Below are 18930 nucleotides of genomic sequence, written 5' to 3' on the forward strand. Positions count from 1 at the left end.
AGGGCGGCCTCCCGGCTAACTGCGCGATCGGTCCGGCCAAAAACGAGCCCAACGCCACTGCGGCTCAACGCCTTTCTGGCAACGCGAACAACGTGGTACGACGCCCCGGCACCACCACAAAATGCCGGGTTGGGCGAGCCGGTATCACGGTGGGGGTGCGGCCACAGTTCACCTTCCGGACGACAACACAGTAATGCTCGACCATAACGGAAGACATGAACACCTTCATGTCAGCTGGCTTGGTTAGACTGTCTGCGCATGGGGCATGGAGTCGAGGGCCACGACCGCCCGGCTACGCCATTGCACGCCAACGCCGCCGGTCCGCGCTGCCGTGCGCGGTCAGCACGAGTTTGGTCACTCAGACGTGCAACCCGCATTCGGACTTGGCCAGGCCCTGCCAGCGTCCGCTGCGGGGGTCGCCGTCGCTGGCGGGCTTAACCGTGCAGGGGGCGCAGCCGATCGACGGATAACCGTCGTAGACAAGTGGATTGACTAGCACATCATGCTCGGCGATGTAGTCGGCCATGTCCTGATCCGACCAGGCGGCTAAAGGGTTGATTTTCACCAGCTTGAACTGTTCGTCGAAGCTGATCAGCGGCGCGTTTGCGCGGGTGGGTGCCTCGACCCGCCGTAGGCCGGTGACCCAAGCGGCGTAGCCGCGCAGCGCTTTGGCCAGCGGGGCGACCTTCCGCAGCCAGCAGCACTGGTTGGGGTTGCGGGCGAACAGATCCTTGCCTAGCAGATCGTTCTGCTGGGTTACCGTGTGCTCGGGGGTGATGTTGAGCACCTGGACGTCGTAGGCGGCTTCGACCGCGTCGCGTGCGCTGATGGTTTCCACGAAGTGATATCCGGTGTCCAAAAACAGCACCGGCACGCCGGGGCGTACTTTCGCTGCCAGGTCCACCAGGACCGCGTCTCGCATGCTGGAGGCCACCACCCAGCCGCAGGTCGCCCACCCGCGGGGACCGTTGACACCGTCGAGATGCTCGTCGGCCCAACGCAACACGTCACCGGCGCTGGCGCCGTCCAGTTCCGCTGCCCCGTGCGCCGCCAGCTGCCGAAGTTGCGCCTCAGTCCAGCCGTTCACCTGATCGCTCATCGCAGGTCGTCCTCGTCGGCTCGCATCGCCCACTGCGCGAAGCGTTCGCCGTGATGTCGGTGCTTGATGAAGTTGTGGACCACCCGCTCGATGTAATTGCCCAGCTCAGTGCCGACCACCTTGTGCTGGCGCAGCTTGCGGCCGAACCCACTGTCGACGCCGAGGCTGCCGCCCAGGTGCACCTGGAATCCCTCGACCGAACCACCGTGGTCGTCGTCGATCATCTGGCCCTTGAACCCCATGTCGGCGACCTGGATGCGCGCACACGAGTTGGGGCAGCCGTTGATGTTGATTGTGATCGGCACATCCAGCTGGGCGTTGATGTCCTCGAGGCGACGCTCTAGGTCGGGCACCAAAACCTGTGCACGACCGCGGGTTTCGACGAATGACAGCTTGCTGAACTCGATGCCGGTGCAGGCCATGAGGTTTCGCCGCCACGGTGACGGCCGCGACGGCAGCCCCAACGCGTCCAGATCGGCGACCAGACTGTCCAGATACTGATCTGGCACGTCGAGAACGATCAACTTTTGGTATGGGGTGAAGCGGATCCGGTTCGAGCCAACGTGTTCGACCAGGTCGGCGACTGCAGACAGGATCGTGCCGGAGAGCCGGCCGGCGATTGGTGCCACCCCGACAGCGTTGAGCCCGTTCTTTTGATGTTGGACGCCGACATGGTCGACTGGGTGAATCATCGGCGGTGGCGGGGGACCATCGATCATCGGCCGCTTGAGATATTCGGTCTCCAGAACCTGGCGGAATTTTTCAGGCCCCCAGTCCTTGATCAGAAACTTCATCCGCGCCTTTGAGCGCAGTCGGCGATAGCCGTAGTCGCGGAACACCGAGGTCACCCCCGCCCAGACGTCGGGCACCTGCTCCAGCGGAACCCAGGCACCGACCCGCTGGGCCAGCATCGGGTTGGTCGATAGCCCGCCGCCGACCCGTAGGTCCAGGCCGGGGCCGTGCTCGCGCGACGAACTACGGCCGGAAGCCGCGCAGGTCGTTGCCGAACTGCGCGCCGGCGGCTTCCAGGTGGCGATGCTCACCGGCGACAACCACGCCACCGCCGCCGCCTTGGCCGCCCACGCTGGAATCGAGCACGTCTATGCCGAACTGCGCCCCGAGGACAAGGCACGCCTGGTCGCAGGGCTACGTGCCCGGCGACCCACCGCGATGGTCGGCGACGGCGTCAACGACGCCCCGGCCCTAGCCGCCGCCGACCTGGGAATCGCCATGGGCGCCATGGGAACCGACGTCGCCATCGAAACCGCCGACGTCGCCCTGATGGGCCAAGACCTGCGTCACCTGCCCCAAGCACTAGACCACGCCCGCCGCTCGCGGCGGATCATGCTGCAAAACGTCGGACTTTCCCTGAGCATCATCACCGTGCTGATGCCGCTGGCGGTGTTCGGAACCCTCGGACTGGCCGCAGTCGTGCTCGTGCACGAGCTCACCGAGGTCATCGTCATCGCCAACGGCGTGCGCGCCGGACGGATCAAACCCTTACCCGCCCGACGCTAGACACCCCGACCATGTTCAAGGATCACCGAACTACTACGCGATGACACAAAACCATTGGACGGATGACCACTGACCGCGCCGGGCTAAGCCACAACGCGAAACACGTTTTGCCCCAGATCAAATGACAAACTCAACCCCAGCCGTTGGGTACAGTGGGCGGCTCCCTGCCCGGTCGGCCAGGAAGAGATCAGCCAGGGCAAATTCCACCGCCACCGCAAGGCGCGCATGGACGCCCGGACCCAGGAACGACTCCCGGTACTGCCGGTCCTGGTGCGCACCGTCGACGATCGGCGCAAGAACGCTTCGGCGCTCCTGAAGGCCGCCCGCGATGCCCGTCCCGGCCAATCAGTCACCGCCGCAGGTCAAACGCTGACCCGCTCGATCGGCAACGCCGCCGAGAAGGTCTGGGCCCACGACCTGGCGACCGGCAAGCGTCGCGACCTCGGCCACGATAAAGACCATGCGTTCTGGGCCTGGGCTGCCGTCGAAATCCTTCATCTGACCCGCTGCCGGGTCGAAGAACTGCTCGAAATCAGCCATCACTGACCACCGTCTGCCATGGTGGCCGCACACGCCTGATTGTGGACAATACGACCGCCACGCCGCTGAGCCAGCAACCGCTGTCGTTGGGTACTGATGTGGTGGTGACCAGCGCCACCAAAGGTCTATCGCGTCACAGTGACCTGCGAAGAAATCCAAGAAAGGTTCATCCCAACACCGAGTCGTGATACCGGGCCGTGCGCCGGCATCAACCTGGGCCTGGCGAACCCACTTAGGCGGCGAGACAACCACCGTGAATAAACAACGGTGTGGGGTGAGAGCCGTTTCAGCTCAGCTGAATCTTCATGCGCACCGTCTCCGCGGTGCCGACTTTGAGCAGCCGGGCCACCTCGCTGATCGCTGCCCATTCCGACTCGTGCTGATCGCTGATCTCGGCGACCATCCGCACCGCGTCCGCTCACGCAGTTCCGGCGGGTACCTCCTCGACGAACCACCTGACATGACGCCAACCTTTCCCAGTAAGTGGAGTCTTCGGCCACCCCAGCGCGGTTCAGGCTGTGTTGCTGGACTTGACGCAATTTGCGATTGGCATCCCCCGCTGGAGGTTAATTGGTGTCTGGTTTGCGGGCGGTGAGGCGTTCGACGAGGCCGAGTTTGAAGCGTTCGGTGTGTTCGATGGTGAGATCGCCGGTGCCGCGGATGTGGTTGAACGGGCGGCGCAGGAAGTGTTCGCCGCCGAGCGGAACAGTGAACACCTCGAGGAGGCGCTGAACGAGTCGTATTGGGGCGGAGCTGGTTTCGATGTGATCGACAAGGATGAGTCGCCCGCCGGGACGCAGGACTCGGGTCATCTCGGTGAGAGCTTGGGTGTGGTTGGGGAATGGCGCAGAGCCCGAAGGTGCAGACGACGGTATCGAAGGTGTTGTCGTCGAAGGGCGGCAGGTAGTGCGCGTCGGCCTGGCGCAGGGTGACGGTACGACCGAGCTCGTCAGCACGGCGGCCGGCGATGTCGCGCATTGCCTGACTCCAGTCGATCCCGGTCAGGGCGATATCGTCGGGATAAGCGACGAGGTTGAGTCCGGTTCCCACGGCAACCTCCAGCACCGCGCCGGTGGCCTGCCCGCACGCCCAGTCGCCGGGAGTCGCCGAACAGGTGGCGGTCAAAGAACCCCAATTCCCGGTCGTATGTGCGGGATTTCTTGTCCCAGTATCGGTTCCACCGGGCAGTGTGGTCATCGGTCGGTGTCATGACAGTCCCCCGTCTTCGGTGTCGGTGTCTGGTTGCGTCCGATGCCGGGCACAAACCGGCCAACCTCGGCGCGGTAGTGGGTGTAGGCGTGGCCGTGGATGCGGGCCAGGTAGGGCTCTTCGACGACACGGACCTGCAACTCGATGGCCGCCAGCAGGACCACGAATGCGGCCAGGGCCAGCGAGTTGGGCGTCATGAGAGCGATGCCGGCGGCGAAGACGAGCATGGCAGTGAAGATGGGGTTGCGCACCCAGCCGAACACACCCGTGCACACCAAGGCGGTGGTCTCGCCGGCGTCGACCCCGATCCGCCAGGATTCCCCCATGCCGTGTTGGGCGTAAACGGTGCCCGCGACTCCTGCGATCGCCGCTACCAACCCGATGACTTGGACGGCGGGTGTGTGCAGGACCGGGATCGGGGTGAGGATTCCCCTCAGTTGCAGCAGCGGGGCAGCCACACCAGCGAGGATGGCGCCGACGAATCCGACGCCGGCCCACCAGTGCAGCGAGCCGGGACGTCCACTGACGCCGCGAAATCCGGTCGACCCGGTGCGCCGGTGCTGGGTCCAGCTGCGCCAGCCGAACCCAAGCGCAGCGAAGACCAGGTAGAGCGCCAGCGCGGTCACCGCCATCATGGAAGCCCTTCGCCTGTGAGACGCGGCGGCGCATGGGCACTCACTGGCCGGGCGGGGGCGCTACTGCGGCCTGAGGATCAGCGGTGTCGGCAGGTGCTGTGGTCGAGTGCCCGTTGACGCTCGCTGATTGACCGTTGATTAGGCGGTAGCGGATCAGTCGAGAGCTGTTGGTGACTACCGCGACCGAGGACGCGTTGTGCAGGATCGCGGCCAGCACCGGCGACAGCGCACCCCCGGCGCCCATGAGCAGGCCAACAGAGTTGACAGCGATCGACATCCCATAGTTCTGCCGGATCACCTCGACGGCTCGCGACCCCAGATCGGGTACGTCAAGCAGGCGCTGCAGATTGTCGTTGGCCAGCGCGATATCGGCGGTTTCCACGGCGACGTCGGTGCCGGCCAGGCCCATGGCGATCCCGATGTCGGCGGTTGCCAGCGCGGGCGCGTCGTTGACGCCGTCACCGACCATCGCGACGACGTGGCCTTCGTCTTGGAGTTGGCGTATCGCCTGCAGCTTGTCTTCGGGTAGCACCTCGGCGCGCCATTCGTCGATATCGAGTTCGCCGGCGACGACCTCGGCGGTGTCGGGATGATCACCAGTGAGCATCACGATGCGCCGAATGCCGTTGCTGCGCAACTTGTTCAGCACGTCGGCTGCCTCCGGACGGATTTCGTCGCGCAGGCTGATCAACCCGACCAGCGTGCCATCCACGGCCAGCAGCAGCGGGGTCTCGGCCTGGCGGCGCAGTTTGGTCACCCACTCGGTTGCCTTCTTGGACACGCGGACCTTTTCGGCACGCAGCAGTGACGGGCTGCCCAACAGCAGAATGCGGCCGTCAGCCCAGGTTCGCATGCCCAGGCCTACCAACACTTCGCACTGCTCGTGCGGCGGGATGGTGATGTGGCGTTCGGTGGTGGAGCGGATCACCGCTTCGGCCAGCGGATGACGAGAGTGGATTTCGGAGCTCGCCGCGTAGGCCAGGACCTCTTCGGGCTGCCAGTCCTTATGGAAGGCGACAATATTCGTCACAACGGGGCGCCCAACGGTTAGCGTCCCGGTCTTGTCGAACACGACCGCGTTCACCCGGCCGGCTTGTTCGAGGTGCGATCCGCCCTTGATCAAAATGCCGCGGCGCGCCCCGTTGCCGATCGCGGCGCTGATCGCGGTCGGGGTCGACAACCCCACCGCGCAGGGGCACGCGATCAACAGCATGGTCATCGCGCGCCGGACATCCCCGGTGAAAGCCAACGTGGCCGCGGACACGATGAACGAGATCGGAACGAACCGGCGCGAAAAGTTCTCACCGACCGTTTGAATCGGCGCCCGATCGTGCTGGGCCTCTTCGACACGGGAAATGATGCGCCCGACCGTGGTTTCGCTGCCCACCGCGCTGGCGCGCACCACCAAACGTCCGCGCACCACCACCGATCCGGCGTGCACAGGCGAGCCGACGACCATGCTGACGGGCAGCGTTTCCCCGGTGATCGCGGACTGGTCGACGACTCCTTCCCCGTCGAGCACCTCGCCGTCCACCGGGATCGCCACGTGGTCGTGGACCACAACCTCGTCACCGATTTGCAGGGTGTCGATGGGCACCTGGACTTCGCTGCCGTCGGCTGCCCGGATCCAGGCGGTGTCCGCGGTGCCGCGCAACAGGTCGGCGATGGCGCGCCGGGTCCGCCGCAGCGTCAGGTCCTGCAGATACTCGCCGATGTTGAGCAGCCACAACACGGTGAGCGCGACCACGTTTTCCCGCAACACCATGCTGGCCACCGTGGCCACCGTCACCAGCGTGTCGGTGCCGGCGCGCCCAGAACGAAGCGAACGCAGCGCCCCGCGGAAGAACGGATACCCCATGAACACCGTCGCACCGGTGGCCACCAGCTGACCTTTGGTGCCCAGCAGCGGCGGGCGCCTAAAGCCATAGCGGCGCACACCGAGCAACACCAGCGCAGCCCCACCGATCGCGATGCGCAGCACCTCAGTGTTACGCACGTCGGCCGAACGCGGCGTACGCGCGGGAATCAGCTCAGCTGCGACGTGTTTGGCTGCCGAGATGGCCGCCATGATCGCCGAGCGGTCACAGCGCTTCGGGGAATACCACACCACGACCGATCCGGTATGGGGATAAGCGTGTACGGCCCGCACCCCGGTCGCCTTATCCACCGCATCTTCGACCGCCACCGCGCGGCGGGAATCCGCACGAACCCACGGCACATACACCCGCATCCGCCCCGCCGCATCGGAAACAATCTCTACCGCGGTCGCGTCGACAACAGTCATCGTTGAGCCATCAGTGGTCGTGGTCATGGACCGCGGCGTCAGCCGGCGGGGCGGCCTCTTCGCCGATGCGTTCACGCGCCTCGGCGACCACGTCGGCCATCTTCAGCCGGGCCGACTCTGCTACCACCTCAGCACGCCGCGTTCCCCGCAAACTTAATTCCGCGGCGGCGACCGCGGCCCGATGGACAGGCGCCGCGCCGGCCGCCTTCCGCAAAAGCTCATAGGCGCTCACGCCCACCAGTCCGGTGAACACCGTGGCGCCTGCCTTTGCCGCTAGTGCGTGCGGAAACATCGATCTCCTCCTCCTGTTGGCCCGCGGTGGGCACAGCTTTCATCGGTTCCACCTCCCACCATAGCATAGATACATTGCAATATAACTATGAATACGGGTGGATCGGGGCGCCGACCTTAGCTGTAACGAGTTCAGGGGTGTAGGACTGTTGCCCACGTGGGTCTGGGGCTGGGTTGCCTCGTCGTTCATCGGATCAGATTTGGCCGGGCCCGATGAGGGCGGCGAGGCCGGTTGGAATCGGCATTGGGGTCATCAGGCCGGCGCCGGTGCGGCCGGTGTTGCCTTCGGGGTAGCGACCCGTTAGCGAGCCGGGTGCGGCGACAATGATCCGAACCATCTGCCTGAGGCTTCACGGCGGTCGTGTTCGCGCAGAGCCAATCTGAGCATCGCACATGGTTGCAGGTGTGCGGCCACGGATAGGACTGGGAAATGATGTGCGCACGTTCGAGATGCGCCCACCGTTGGCTATCGTCTGACGCGTCGCGCGCGGCGGTCATTTCCGCGATGTAGTCGGATCGGATGTGATCGGCCATGGTTGTTCATGTCGAACCCTCCTGCGCGGTTGATGTGGAATACCAGCACAGTCGGGCGGGGGCAGCACGACCCCACAGTGCTGTGGTGTCCGATGGTTGGCCCGCCATGTCTCATGTGGGGGCAGCGATGGCTGCAGGCTTCCGCTCACTGATTGGTGTCGACGCGGTGGCGAGTCCTCTAGCGCGGCCGGCGCGGACGCCGTTGGCAATCACGACGATCTCGGCTACCTCGTGGACGAAGACGACGGCCGCGAGGCCCAGAATGCCCAGCAGGGCGAGCGGCATGAGCACGGTGATGATGGCTAGTGAGAGGCCGACGTTTTGCACCATGATGCGGCGGGCGTGGCGGGCGTGGGTGAACGTCTGAGGTAGGTGGCGTAGGTCTTCGCCCATCAGGGCAACGTCGGCGGTTTCGATGGCGACGTCGGTGCCCATCGCGCCCATGGCGATGCCGAGGTCGGCGGTGGCCAGGGCGGGGGCGTCGTTGACCCCGTCGCCGACCATCGCGGTCGGGCGCTGTGCGCGCAGCTGCTCGACCAGTCGCGCCTTGTCTTCGGGGCGCAGCTCGGCGTGCACTGCGTCGATGCCGACGTCGGCGGCCAGTGCGGCGGCGGTGGCGTGGTTGTCGCCGGTGAGCATCGCCACGTGGTAGCCGTCGCGGCGCAGCAGGGCCACCACTTCGGCGGCCTCGGGGCGCAGTTGGTCGCGCACCGCAATGGCCCCGGTGATCCGCCCGTCGTCCTCGACCAGCACGGCGGTGGCGCCGGCGGCCTGCATGCGGTCGACGTCGGTGGCCAGCGCCCCGGGCTGCAGCCAGCCGGGACGCCCAAGCCGAAGAATGCGACCGTCGCGGTGGCCGGTCAGACCGGCGCCGGTCACCGCCTGCACCTCCGAGGCCGGCGTTACCCCGTCGACGGCGGCCAAGATTGCGCGGGCCAGCGGGTGCTCGCTGCGCGCCTCCAGGGCGGCGGCTACGTCCAGCACTTGTTCGCGGCTGGCGCCGTTGGTGGTGGCGACCTCGATGACGGCGGGCCGGTTGGCCGTCAGCGTGCCGGTCTTGTCCAGAGCGACCCCGCGCACCTTGCCGAGGGCCTCCAGGGCGGCGCCGCCCTTGACCAGCGCGCCGAGCTTGCTGGCCGCGCCGACCGCGGCCACCACGGTAACCGGCACGGCGATGGCCAGGGCGCACGGGGAGGCCGCCACCAACACCACCAGGGCGCGTTGGATCCAGACCAGCGGGTCGCCAACCAAACTGCCGATCACCGCGATCGCGGTGGCGGCGATCATGATGCCGGGCACCAGGGGCTTGGCGATGCGGTCGGCGAGGCGCTGGCTGGCGCCCTTGCGGGACTGTTCGGCCTCGACGATCTTGACGATGCGGGCCAGGCTGTTGTCCTCGGCGGTGGTGGTGACCTGCACGGTCAGCACGCCGGCGCCGTTGATCGACCCGGCGAACACCTCGTCACGGGGTCCGGCTTCGACCGGCACCGATTCGCCGGTGATCGCCGAGACATCCAGGGCGGTGCGGCCGTCGGTGATCAGACCGTCGGTGGCGATGCGCTCACCGGGCTTCACCAGCATCCGGTCCCCGACCCGCAATTCCCTTGGGGCGATGACTGTTTCGATGCCGTCGCGCAGCACGGTGGCTTGATCGGGGACCAGTGAGAGCAGGGCGCGCAGGCCGTGGCGGGTGCGGGCCAGCGAGTACTCCTCGAGGCCCTCGCTGATGGAGAACAGGAAGGCCAGCATCGCCGCATCGCCGACCTCACCGAGGATCACCGCGCCCACGGCGGCGATCGTCATCAGCGTGCCCACGCCGATCTGGCCCTTGGCCAGGCGCTTGAGGGTGCAGGGAACGAAGGTGTAGGCGCCGACCGCCAAGGCCAGCGCCTCCAGCGTGAGCTCCACCGGGCGCGTGGCCCCGGCCCAGCCGGCGATCAGCGCGGCCAGCAGCAATATCCCCGACACCGCGGCGAACCGCAGTCCCGTGACTTCCCAGAGGGGTTCGGGCTCGCGTTCCTCGGCGGCCTCGCCGGTGCGGGCCCCGCCGTCGCCACAGCCGCAGGCGTCACTCACCGCAGCACCTCAGTCGGCTCCTCGGTTACGGTGCTGTCGATGCCATAGTTGGGGCACAGCGCCACGGCGTTGCCGGTCGCGGCCAACAGGATTTCGGCGGCGGCGAACAGGTCCATCAGCTCCGGGACCGCGAGGACATAAAACACCTGACGGCCCTCCGGGCGCCCGCTGATCAGTCGGCAATCCCGCAGGCAGGCCAAATGCGAGGACACCGTGGACTGCGGCAACCCCAGCGCCCGGGTCAAATCCACCACCCGGGCTTCCCCCTCAGCCAGATGACGGGCGATCGCCAACCGGGTCGGGTCGGACAGGCTGTGAAACAACGCCACCGCGCCCGCCAGCTCATCGCGAGACGGCGCCGTGACGGTTGTTGGCTTGACACTTTCCATCGACATAAACCGATGATAGCGTAAAAAGGCATTGATCGAGAAATCCCATTGATAACGACCAAAATGAATCATCAGCACCCCACACCACACCCAACCCGACGAGATGACCCAATGACACTGAGCCCAAACACCTCACACGACCACACGACGACCACCAGCCAGGCGGCAGTGGTTTTCATCGACCTGTCCGGATTCACCGCCCTGACCGAAGCACACGGTGATCAGCGGGCCGCCGAACTGGCCGAAGCCTTCGCCGACCTGGCCCGCGCCACCCTGGGCGACGGTGACCGGCTGATCAAAACGCTCGGTGACGCCATCCTGGTCACCTCACCCACCGCGCGGACCGCGCTCGCCTTGCTTGACCGCATCACCGAGGACGCACAACGCACTGACAGATTCCCTGTGCTGCGCGCCGGTATCACCTACGGCCCGATCGTGACGCTGAGCGAGGACATCTACGGCGGCACCGTTAACATCGCCGCACGCCTGGCCGCAGCGGCAGGCCCCGCCCAGGTCCTGGCGACTGAACCGGTCGCCGAAGCGGCCGATGACGCCGGTCTGGCGGTGGCCGGCCTCGGTCTCACCCGCCTACGCAACATAAGCCAACCCCTGGAAGTGTTCGCTATCGATCTGGGGACCGACTGTCCCTGCCCCGACGTCGACCCGGTCTGCCGCATGCGGCTGCACAACCGCACCACCACAACCACGCTAACCCTCCACGGCACCAGGTACCGGTTCTGCTCGGACACCTGCGCGCACCGCTTCGCCTCCAGCCCGCAGCAATTCACCAACGCGGTCCGGTGCCAGTAAGGCGCAACCACCTAACCCGAAGGGCATCTCTAGGCTGATGAACGCGATCGAGACCATCATGGTCAACTCGCCACCGCGGCGCTGGCTGCACGCCTCTACGAATCCAGCTGTTGCTGCGGTTCGGCGGCCGATTGCCACCCGGGGCGCGGGCACTGGAGATCGGCTGCGGCTCCGGTTACGGCTCCCAGCTGGTGCTGCAACGGTTCGGCGCGCAGACGATCGACGCCGTGGACCTGGATGCGGCAATGATTCGCCGCGCCCGAAAGCGTCTGGCGCGCTACGGAGATCGGGTGCGTCTTGCCGAAGGCAGCGCCACCGATCTGCGTGCCGCGCTGGGCGCCGGCGATAGCGCCTATCAGGCGGTGTTTGACTTCGGCATCATCCATCACATCCCCGATTGGCGGGCAGCCATCGCCGAGGTCGCCCGTGTCCTCACCCCTGGGGGAAGGTTCTACTTTGAGGAGGTCACCGCCCACGCCCTGGCCCGGCCCTCCTACCGGCTGCTGTTCGACCATCCCACCGAGGATCGGTTCAGCGCCGAGCAATTCCTGGACGAGGTGGCCCGCCGCGGCCTGGGCGTGTTGGGGTCGACGACCCGCATCCAGGGTGATTATCTGTTCGGGGTCGCCGCCAAGCCCTGCCCGATGGGGGGTGAGCGGTGATGGCCATTACCGCTCTCATACTGTGCGCGCTATTCGTCGTGATCGCCGGCGCCGCGCGCCCGATCCTGCAGCGACGCAACACCGGCGACGCGGGGATCCGGGTGATCTCGGCCCGCCCGAAAACCGTGCAATGGTGGGCGCACTACGGCGCCGGAATCGGCGGCCTCACAATAGGATTAGCTGCGCCGATGGCCGAGCTGATCGGTCTGGCGGCGCTGGGCATTCTCGACCATCCCCTCACCCGCGGAGTCGGCGCGATGCTCGCCGTGCTGGGCATCCTCGCCACCTTCGCCGCCCAAGTCGCGATGGGAGCTTCTTGGCGCATCGGCGTGAACGCCGCGGAAACGACGACCCTGGTAACCGGCGGCCCCGTTCCGAATCGTGCGCAACCCCATCTTCGGCGCCATGCAGCTCGCATTCCTCGGCCTGGCACTGATGGTGCCCAACTGGGTCGCCATCACGGGCTTCGTCGTCATGCTCATCGGCAACGAGGCGCAAGTGCGGCTCGTCGAGGAACCGTACCTGCGCCAGGCGCACGGCACCGCCTACACCACCTACGCCTCACGGGTCGGCCGATTCCTCCCCGGCATCGGCCGGCTGCAGTCGACACGTCGGTGAGATGCGTACGCCACAACCATATTTCGCAGCTCGCATTACACCTGCCGTGAACACTGTGACCAGCAAGGGCTCGAAGAATCAAGGGTGGTCTTACAGATAAGCCGTCGCAGCAGGCGTGGCTGGATCGAATTCCGGTTGCTGGTGCAGCGGGTGCCCACCGAGAGGCTGGCCAGATGTTGGCGGCGGGGATCGACGCCGCGCCCCACTACGGGCGCAGCGCGCGGCGGTCGGTGTGAAAAAAAGTGTAACCACTGGTGAGCGTGCACACCAGGGCCGCGACCGCAAGCATCTGGGATCCACTGACGATCAAGCTGATACAGCCGCCGATCGCGGCGCCGGCGACAAAGCTGAACCACAGCAGAAAGTAGCCAAGCCATTCTGTAGCGGTTGCGCCGCTGAGGTGGCGCTCGATTCCTTGACCCATTTTGACCAGCGTGCCCGTGACGTAGCTCAGCGGGGTCGAGACCTCACCGTTTTTGACAAAGGAGGTGTTCAACGCACCGATCCCGAACGCGGCGAACAGCACTGGGACAAAGGAAACCCGATTGGTGGACCACCCATCCACGGCGATATCGACGCCAGCGGCCACGATGAGGCACAGGGCAGTCAACACCGTCGGGCCGTGCGGGTGCGCCAGCCACCAGTGGCGGCGACACAGCGAGGCGATTACGACACCACCGACAAAGGACGCCAACACCAATGCTGCAGCGATCGACAGCCATTGCTCATTGCGGAAGAACCCCAATACGGCGCGCTCGGTGTTGCCCGTCATGAAGGTGACAAAGTAGCCGGCGGAGTGGGTGAACGCCGCCGCCCCGATTAACCCCGCCAACGCCGCCAACACCCAGGACAACCGTGCTTCACGGCTGAAGATCGCAGTGTATGCGGAAGCCGGCGAAGCTACCGTGGAGTGCCGCCGCGGGTTGCTCACCGCTGCTGTATAGACCGGTGGGTTTAGTTCCGCCCAGTCAACGACGGCGTCCCCACAGCCGGTGCACTGGTGAACGGTCATCGCCCACCGTGGCCGCGCAAGCACCTGGGTATCGCAGCGCCCACACTGCAGGCGTGATTGCTCATCTGGATCAGATCCGTGCTCAGCGATACGAATAGCAGAACCCCTCTCGCTCTTATGGATAGTCGCCCGTTGGTCATGGTCAGGGCAACCGCTGCTGCTCGGCGTTAAGTGATGATCCCGGCCGGTCTGTGCCCTGGGCGCCGGCCACGACATGCATTGGGCGCGACGATGCCACGGTTACGGTCGGTGTCTGTCTGTTAGGTGGCAGTGGAACGATGCGTCGGGCCGTGCGGACCATCGCAGTGCGCGGACCCGCCAGCTGCATCCGGGTTGCCGATTCCAGATGTGGGGTGGTCAAGTTGCAACGTGGTGTGGGAGATGCCGTGGTGGTGGGCCAGCAGCTGCGCCAAGTCGTTTCGAGTGGTGTGGCAGTCGCGCCCCGCGGCGACGATCACATGCGCGGACAGCGCCGGTGTCCCTGAGGTGATTTCCCACACGTGCAGGTCGTGAACCTCGATGACAGCGTCGTGTGCGGCCATCGCCTGCCCGATCGCGCCCGGCTCAATACCCGCCGGGGCGGCTTCCAGAAGAACGAGGTTGGCTGCACGCACCAATCCGACGCCGGCTCGAAGCATCAGCGCGACCACGATCAACGTGGCGAGCGCGTCCGCGCGCCCGAACCCGGTGACCACGATCACCACCCCGGCCACCGCGGTGGCGATAAACGCGAACAAGTCGTTGAGGATGTGCTGAAAAGCGCCCTCCACGTTGAGACTTGCCCGGTTGGCCCGGCTGATCATCCACGTTGCCGCCAGGTTCACAACCACACCGACCAGCGCGGTGATCAGCACCAGCATGCCCGTGACCTGCGGCGGATGAATCAGCCTTTTGATCGCCTCATAGGCTAGCCATGCCGCCAACACCAGCAGGGTCACGCCATTGGCCTGCGCGGAGAGGATCTCCACGCGCCGCCACCCGTAGGTCATCCGCCCCGATGCCGGGCGCGCGGCCAGCCGAATCGCCCACAACGCCAAGAGAATCGAGGCCGCGTCGGTCAGCATGTGCGCCGCATCGGAAAGCAACGCCAAGGACCCCGCGACGATCCCCACCACCACCTCACCCAGCATGAAGCCCGTGATCACCGCCAGCGCACCGCCGAGCCAGCGCCGGTCAGAATCCGCCGACGCATGCCCGTGTGTGTGGCTGTGCCCAGCGCTCATCGCCGCGCCCTCTCTGCCCGAAACATCCCCACAAACTATGCGTACATCGCCATATATGCAATAAGGATGCCCAGTATTCGGGCACTGTTTACCACCGTTGTTCCTTAACATCCGCAATCCTCGCCGCGCCAGGACCGCAAGCCCTGCCAGAGGGCAATCCCGGCGATGGCCAGGCCGATGACGGGGTCCAACCACCACCCGCCGGGCCACCTGAGGGTGAGCGCCAGCCCAAGCAGAACCGCGGCCGCCTGGGCGGCGCACAGATAATTCTGGATGCCTTTGCCGACCGTGGCCCCCGAACCCAACCGTGCACCGAGTTTGTGCTGCGCGCGGCCCAGGATCGGCATCTGCACCACTGCGGCCGCGGTCAACACAACACCGACCAGCGTGGCGTGCGACACGTGTTCCTTGAACAGGTGATGCAGGGATTCAGCGGCGATATACGGGGCGCTAAGCCAAAACGACACCGCCACACCTCGTTGCGCGCGACGCTCGGCCACCTGCGAGAGGGTCCGCGCGCCGCTGAATCGCCAAATCACGATCAGGCTGGCCATGGCCTCAGGCGCGCTTCCTAATGCCCATGCCGTCAACGCGACAGATCCCGCCGCCACGCCCTGCCACAAGCCGACCGCCCCGTCGGTGACCACAAAGACCAGGCTGACCCAGGCAAGTCGCCGCGCCCATCGTGCGGCCCGCTGCCACCGGGCATCGCGTTGAAGTGCCATCCCCGAACCGCAAGCGGTTGGGGTACAACAGATGTCGTTATCGATCGTCTGGCTGACGGCGGAGCCAAGGGGTGTCATGAGACCGGCTCCCACCACTGCACTGCGCATCATCACCCAGCGAGGTGTTGTCCGCGGTGTGAGCCTGCAGTCGTATGCCCTGAAAAGTTCTCTCGTCGGAGTCTGCCGGGCGCCAGGTTGGCCCAAGACCGCCGCACAGATGTTTGGACCGGCGCCAACCGCCAAGCCGGGCCGCCACCGCCTCTGCCGGGCCGCCCGCCGGTGCGGCGACCGCCCATCTTTTGACGATCGGCTAGCGCACCCAGCTATCGTGATCGGCCGGCGTCGCGGGATGGTCATCGGGATCCGTCTTGCGCTGGGTGGTTGTCTCCTCACGGCTACCTGCCCCACCCGATCATGGCCGGCACCTCGGACGGGAGGAGGAATTTGGTTGGCCCCGAGGTTGGTTCAGCGTGCTCTGGCGTGGCGGTGACAAGCCAGGTCTGCGGCACCGACAACTTGCCGACCATCGCCGCCGCACCGACGCTTGTGTGCGCTACGGCCTCATCGTGGCCTGCCGAACCGGCCCGTCGGCTCATCCAGCCTGCACGGGTACCCCCAAACCATGCCCGCACCGACAGCGGCCGGCCCCGAGCACCGCAGCGGTTGCCAGCCACACCACGTACCGCCGACATCACCCGAGAACGCAGAGACGATAACGCCGAGAAAGGCGAGCCCAAATCCCAATCTGCTTGATCGTCGATGGAAGCCGATGTCAGTAGCTCCGAGCCAGCCCACCCAGACGACAAGTCGGCGGGCGATGCGAGCTGGTTCAGGGCAGCAGGTACCGCGGAGAACAACCCTGGATCGGCTGTCAGCATCGGTAGCGTGTTCGTCGCCGACGACGTACCGTCGGCCGACGCTCTTGGCGCAACGGCGGTCAAATCGACCGGAGGCGCGGCGAAGGGAGTCAGCCGAGTAGCCGCCGCGGAGCTGCTGGCATAGCGATACATCGCATCGGCATTCTGGGCCCACATCTGACTGTAGTGGGCCTCGGTGAGCGCGATCTCTGGAGTGTTTTGATCCAGAAAGTTAGCGGCTACCAGCGACGCCAAGCGGTCGCGGTTGGCCGCGATCACCGGCGGGGAGACCATCATCTCCAGCGCCGTTTCATAGGCCGTTGCTGCCGACCTGGCCTGCGCGGCGGCCTGCTGCGCCTGCGCGGCGGTGCCGGCCATCCATTTCAGGTAGGGCGCGATCGCGTCCGCCATCGCCGCCGCCGCGGGGCCTTGCCACGAATCGTCGGCAAGACCAGAAACGACCGCCTCGAACGAGGCGGCGGTGCAATACAGCCCGTCGACCAGCCCATCCCAGGCGCCAGCAGCAACCAACATCGGTCCCGACCCGGGTCCGAAATACAGTTTGGCGGCGTTGACCTCCGGTGGTAACGCTGCAAAATCCATGTTTTCTGCCCCCTGCTCAGCGGACCACAGTGATGTGCGAAGCGGTGGTCACCAGCGCACCGACGCCGGCGGCACACCCAACGATTTTTGTGACTGAGACGCCACCCCGACGCCCGCCGTTGGGCTTAGCAGCCCGCTGGCGGCGGTAGCACAAATTGCTGCCGGTGACTGGCGTGTGATGGTGTGATAGTGCATTGAGTTCTCCTGGGCGACAGTGACTTTTGACGAAGCAACACCCTCGGCGTGGCTTGAGTGTTCTCAGGCTCTCGGATCACGCCGGGCCGCGCGGTGAGCGCGTACATCAGATCACTCGACGCCGGTCCGATTCCGTGCCTCAACGTCTCGCCAGTACGGCAACCGATTCCGGCGATAAGCCGGTGTCGTCAAATAGGCAGCGATTGCCGGCAGAAGGCGCAGCGTCGAATGATCTGACGCTGACCTATCAGCGCCGCGCGAGACAGACCCGTGTTAACAGGTCCTGACCAGTGACCGGTGTGGCGGGCTCCCGAGGCGGGCCACGTCTGGTCCGCTGTATCCGGTCAAGGCTGCAACCGACAGCGGCCACCGCCGCGACCACAGCGAAAAACACCCACGCCGTGTCCCGGCGCGGGAGATCCACCCCCGCCGCCGCTACGAGACACGACGGCGACCATCCGCTATCACACTGGGTGTGGTCTGCATTAACCGCCAGTGGGCCACCAGCTGAGCTGATGGACCCATGGGCCGAATCAACCGTGACCGCCGCGTGGCAGGCGTGCTCGGCCGCACCGCCCAACAACCAGATCGCCGCGACGATGGCGATGGCCCATCGCAACGAGGACTGTCTACCGAGGTCGCTGCGCATAATGCCCTCAAATGTAGCAGCACTTGCCGCGTAGGCATTCGACGTTGCAGCCCTGGCGTCATGTGTCTATCTGATCGAAACGAGTGCACTGCCGCCTCAAGCCAACAGTGCGCGGGCAGGCGAATCACCGTGCCGGTGCTTCTTCCCCAACTACGCCCAGATCCCTCCGTTCAGGACTGGGCCGGCCAGGCGATCACCGCTGCACTAGTCGACGCCGAAACCGAAGCCAATGCCTGGCACGCCAGAGTGCTGGCAGCACCGTAGAACACACCCGAACATGTCGCTGCCGAGTTCGAGCTAACGACACCACCGCCACCGACCTGCTGACAAGGAGTTATGCGCATATCACTATTCTTCGCTATCGTAGCGACTGGAGTTGGCAGCACGAGGCAGGAGAGTCATCATGGCCGACGAGGAGTCTCGGAAGAGCGGGGAGTCACCTTTGTTGTGTCCGCGGTGCGCATCGCAGATGCTGCCGGTGCAACGATTCGGGGTGACTGTCGACCAATGCACCGGCTGCGGAGGACTGTTCTTGGACCGCGGTGAACTTGAGACGCTAGTCGAAGCCGAAGCAAGTTTTTACGCGGTCCCCCAGCAGACGCCCGCACCGCCGTATCCACCGCAACAACAATATCCGCCCGCAACCTACGGGCCACCGCGGCGCGGTTTCCTGGCCGGATTGTTCGGCGAGGGACATCACGGCGACGGCTACTACGGGCGGCGCGGACATCACTGAACGCCCCGGTTTCGCCGATGTCGGCCGTCGGCCGGGTGCTGACTGTGCTCGACCTTCGGGCCTCGTCGGCACCGACCATGGTCGTGCGGCCTTAATCGGCGGCGATCCTATCCACGCTTGGATGACCGTGCTCGGCGCACAAGCTGCTGGCAGCAGTGGGTGCGGCCGTAGGTGGTAATGGGCGTGACACGTCGGCGTAGACCCTGGACTCCCGAGGCTGACCCGAAATGAAAAGTAGTGGCGTCAGTCACCGGACAAACACGGC

19 protein-coding genes and 6 pseudogenes are annotated in these 18930 nt (G+C 65.9%); 8 read left to right on the forward strand and 17 right to left on the reverse strand.

Going from position 1 to position 18930, the window contains the following annotated elements; all coding sequences use genetic code 11:
- Nucleotides 1-358: 358 nt before the first annotated feature.
- A complete protein-coding gene (locus AC5Y2L_RS24855) occupies nt 359-1099 on the reverse strand; it encodes a phosphoadenylyl-sulfate reductase (protein WP_499944949.1) in 741 nt (246 codons plus the stop codon).
- Nucleotides 1096-2064: pseudogene (locus tag AC5Y2L_RS24860) on the reverse strand (nitrite/sulfite reductase); the annotation flags it as partial. The pseudogene AC5Y2L_RS24860 and the gene AC5Y2L_RS24855, both read right to left, overlap by 4 nt.
- 1 nt (nt 2065) lies before the next feature.
- Here AC5Y2L_RS24860 and AC5Y2L_RS24865 point away from each other — a divergent pair.
- The 3 genes and pseudogenes from AC5Y2L_RS24865 to AC5Y2L_RS24875 all read left to right on the forward strand — a co-directional run.
- Nucleotides 2066-2617 (forward strand): annotated as a pseudogene (locus AC5Y2L_RS24865) (HAD-IC family P-type ATPase); the annotation flags it as partial.
- 225 nt (nt 2618-2842) lie between these two features.
- Nucleotides 2843-3163 carry a hypothetical protein gene (locus AC5Y2L_RS24870; protein WP_499944951.1) on the forward strand — a complete coding sequence of 107 codons (321 nt, stop codon included), beginning with the start codon at nt 2843-2845 and terminating at the stop codon, nt 3161-3163.
- Nucleotides 3160-3303 (forward strand): annotated as a pseudogene (locus tag AC5Y2L_RS24875) (PLP-dependent transferase); the annotation flags it as partial. The gene AC5Y2L_RS24870 and the pseudogene AC5Y2L_RS24875, both read left to right, overlap by 4 nt.
- 161 nt (nt 3304-3464) lie before the next feature.
- Here the strand turns inward: AC5Y2L_RS24875 and AC5Y2L_RS24880 are convergent.
- The 9 genes and pseudogenes from AC5Y2L_RS24880 to AC5Y2L_RS24920 form a co-directional block, all read right to left on the reverse strand.
- Nucleotides 3465-3619: pseudogene (locus AC5Y2L_RS24880) on the reverse strand (IS3-like element IS987 family transposase); the annotation flags it as partial.
- Nucleotides 3620-3723: 104 nt separating this feature from the next.
- Nucleotides 3724-3969, reverse strand: coding sequence for a hypothetical protein (locus tag AC5Y2L_RS24885; protein ID WP_499945140.1), 246 nt, complete (start codon nt 3967-3969; stop codon nt 3724-3726).
- Nucleotides 3970-4045: 76 nt separating this feature from the next.
- Nucleotides 4046-4354 (reverse strand): annotated as a pseudogene (locus AC5Y2L_RS24890) (class I SAM-dependent methyltransferase); the annotation flags it as partial.
- Complete coding sequence (locus tag AC5Y2L_RS24895; protein WP_499944953.1) at nt 4351-4998, reverse strand: methyltransferase family protein; 648 nt, start codon at nt 4996-4998, stop codon at nt 4351-4353. The gene AC5Y2L_RS24895 and the pseudogene AC5Y2L_RS24890, both read right to left, overlap by 4 nt.
- A 43-nt stretch (nt 4999-5041) precedes the next feature.
- Entirely contained in the window at nt 5042-7285 is a 2244-nt protein-coding gene (gene ctpC / locus AC5Y2L_RS24900) for a manganese-exporting P-type ATPase CtpC (RefSeq protein WP_499944955.1), read from the reverse strand.
- 10 nt (nt 7286-7295) lie between these two features.
- Nucleotides 7296-7577, reverse strand: a complete 282-nt coding sequence (locus AC5Y2L_RS24905; protein ID WP_499944957.1) for a DUF1490 family protein — start codon at nt 7575-7577, stop codon at nt 7296-7298.
- 193 nt (nt 7578-7770) lie between these two features.
- Nucleotides 7771-8110 (reverse strand): annotated as a pseudogene (locus AC5Y2L_RS24910) (DUF3703 domain-containing protein).
- Between the two features lie 111 nt (nt 8111-8221).
- Nucleotides 8222-10186: a heavy metal translocating P-type ATPase gene (locus tag AC5Y2L_RS24915; RefSeq protein WP_499944959.1), complete on the reverse strand. Its 1965-nt coding sequence runs from the start codon at nt 10184-10186 to the stop codon at nt 8222-8224.
- On the reverse strand, nt 10183-10575 hold the full coding sequence (locus AC5Y2L_RS24920; protein ID WP_499945133.1) for an ArsR/SmtB family transcription factor: 393 nt from the start codon (nt 10573-10575) through the stop codon (nt 10183-10185). The genes AC5Y2L_RS24915 and AC5Y2L_RS24920 overlap by 4 nt, the downstream gene beginning before the upstream one ends.
- Before the next feature lie 111 nt (nt 10576-10686).
- Between AC5Y2L_RS24920 and AC5Y2L_RS24925 the strand changes: the two genes are divergently transcribed.
- Both AC5Y2L_RS24925 and AC5Y2L_RS24930 read left to right on the forward strand, forming a co-directional pair.
- Entirely contained in the window at nt 10687-11385 is a 699-nt protein-coding gene (locus tag AC5Y2L_RS24925) for a YHS domain-containing protein (protein WP_499944961.1), read from the forward strand.
- A 110-nt stretch (nt 11386-11495) separates the two neighbouring features.
- Nucleotides 11496-12047, forward strand: a complete 552-nt coding sequence (locus tag AC5Y2L_RS24930; protein ID WP_499944963.1) for a class I SAM-dependent methyltransferase — start codon at nt 11496-11498, stop codon at nt 12045-12047.
- Between the two features lie 176 nt (nt 12048-12223).
- Here AC5Y2L_RS24930 and AC5Y2L_RS24935 read toward each other — a convergent pair whose 3' ends face one another.
- Nucleotides 12224-12454, reverse strand: coding sequence for a hypothetical protein (locus tag AC5Y2L_RS24935; RefSeq protein WP_499944965.1), 231 nt, complete (start codon nt 12452-12454; stop codon nt 12224-12226).
- On the opposite strand from AC5Y2L_RS24935, the gene AC5Y2L_RS24940 reads away from it, so the two are divergent.
- Nucleotides 12453-12665 carry a methyltransferase family protein gene (locus AC5Y2L_RS24940; RefSeq protein WP_499944967.1) on the forward strand — a complete coding sequence of 71 codons (213 nt, stop codon included), beginning with the start codon at nt 12453-12455 and terminating at the stop codon, nt 12663-12665. The two genes, AC5Y2L_RS24935 and AC5Y2L_RS24940, sit on opposite strands and share 2 nt — an antisense overlap.
- Before the next feature lie 205 nt (nt 12666-12870).
- Here the strand turns inward: AC5Y2L_RS24940 and AC5Y2L_RS24945 are convergent, their stop codons facing one another.
- From AC5Y2L_RS24945 to lpqS, 5 genes are all read right to left on the reverse strand, one after another.
- Nucleotides 12871-13539, reverse strand: a complete 669-nt coding sequence (locus tag AC5Y2L_RS24945) for a YoaK family protein (RefSeq protein WP_499945134.1) — start codon at nt 13537-13539, stop codon at nt 12871-12873.
- Nucleotides 13540-13937: 398 nt separating this feature from the next.
- Nucleotides 13938-14900, reverse strand: coding sequence for a cation diffusion facilitator family transporter (locus AC5Y2L_RS24950; protein ID WP_499944969.1), 963 nt, complete (start codon nt 14898-14900; stop codon nt 13938-13940).
- Nucleotides 14901-15004: 104 nt separating this feature from the next.
- Nucleotides 15005-15625 carry a cation efflux transmembrane domain-containing protein gene (locus AC5Y2L_RS24955; protein WP_499944971.1) on the reverse strand — a complete coding sequence of 207 codons (621 nt, stop codon included), beginning with the start codon at nt 15623-15625 and terminating at the stop codon, nt 15005-15007.
- A gap of 395 nt (nt 15626-16020) precedes the next feature.
- Nucleotides 16021-17085, reverse strand: a complete 1065-nt coding sequence (locus AC5Y2L_RS24960) for a PPE family protein (RefSeq protein ID WP_499944973.1) — start codon at nt 17083-17085, stop codon at nt 16021-16023.
- A 442-nt stretch (nt 17086-17527) separates the two neighbouring features.
- Nucleotides 17528-17929: a putative copper homeostasis (lipo)protein LpqS gene (gene lpqS, locus AC5Y2L_RS24965; protein WP_499944975.1), complete on the reverse strand. Its 402-nt coding sequence runs from the start codon at nt 17927-17929 to the stop codon at nt 17528-17530.
- A 129-nt stretch (nt 17930-18058) separates the two neighbouring features.
- Here lpqS and AC5Y2L_RS24970 point away from each other — a divergent pair, with 129 nt between their 5' ends.
- The gene (locus AC5Y2L_RS24970) at nt 18059-18193 is read left to right on the forward strand and encodes a hypothetical protein (RefSeq protein ID WP_499944977.1); all 135 of its coding nucleotides are present in this window, start codon (nt 18059-18061) and stop codon (nt 18191-18193) included.
- A gap of 139 nt (nt 18194-18332) precedes the next feature.
- On the forward strand, nt 18333-18665 hold the full coding sequence (locus AC5Y2L_RS24975) for a TFIIB-type zinc ribbon-containing protein (RefSeq protein ID WP_499944979.1): 333 nt from the start codon (nt 18333-18335) through the stop codon (nt 18663-18665).
- The last annotated feature ends 265 nt before the right edge of the window (nt 18666-18930 follow it).

This window comes from Mycobacterium sp. NGS66 (genome assembly GCF_059812225.1).

Coding starts and splice junctions, on each gene's coding strand:
- AC5Y2L_RS24855 (WP_499944949.1), bottom strand. CDS start 1,099: ATGAGCGATCAGGTGAACGGCTGGACTGAGGCGCAACTTCGGCAGCTG.
- AC5Y2L_RS24870 (WP_499944951.1), top strand. CDS start 2,843: ATGGACGCCCGGACCCAGGAACGACTCCCGGTACTGCCGGTCCTGGTG.
- AC5Y2L_RS24885 (WP_499945140.1), bottom strand. CDS start 3,969: ATGACCCGAGTCCTGCGTCCCGGCGGGCGACTCATCCTTGTCGATCAC.
- AC5Y2L_RS24895 (WP_499944953.1), bottom strand. CDS start 4,998: ATGGCGGTGACCGCGCTGGCGCTCTACCTGGTCTTCGCTGCGCTTGGG.
- ctpC (WP_499944955.1), bottom strand. CDS start 7,285: ATGACTGTTGTCGACGCGACCGCGGTAGAGATTGTTTCCGATGCGGCG.
- AC5Y2L_RS24905 (WP_499944957.1), bottom strand. CDS start 7,577: ATGTTTCCGCACGCACTAGCGGCAAAGGCAGGCGCCACGGTGTTCACC.
- AC5Y2L_RS24920 (WP_499945133.1), bottom strand. CDS start 10,575: ATGGAAAGTGTCAAGCCAACAACCGTCACGGCGCCGTCTCGCGATGAG.
- AC5Y2L_RS24925 (WP_499944961.1), top strand. CDS start 10,687: ATGACACTGAGCCCAAACACCTCACACGACCACACGACGACCACCAGC.
- AC5Y2L_RS24940 (WP_499944967.1), top strand. CDS start 12,453: ATGCAGCTCGCATTCCTCGGCCTGGCACTGATGGTGCCCAACTGGGTC.
- AC5Y2L_RS24935 (WP_499944965.1), bottom strand. CDS start 12,454: ATGGCGCCGAAGATGGGGTTGCGCACGATTCGGAACGGGGCCGCCGGT.
- AC5Y2L_RS24950 (WP_499944969.1), bottom strand. CDS start 14,900: ATGAGCGCTGGGCACAGCCACACACACGGGCATGCGTCGGCGGATTCT.
- AC5Y2L_RS24955 (WP_499944971.1), bottom strand. CDS start 15,625: ATGGCACTTCAACGCGATGCCCGGTGGCAGCGGGCCGCACGATGGGCG.
- AC5Y2L_RS24960 (WP_499944973.1), bottom strand. CDS start 17,085: ATGGATTTTGCAGCGTTACCACCGGAGGTCAACGCCGCCAAACTGTAT.
- lpqS (WP_499944975.1), bottom strand. CDS start 17,929: ATGCGCAGCGACCTCGGTAGACAGTCCTCGTTGCGATGGGCCATCGCC.
- AC5Y2L_RS24975 (WP_499944979.1), top strand. CDS start 18,333: ATGGCCGACGAGGAGTCTCGGAAGAGCGGGGAGTCACCTTTGTTGTGT.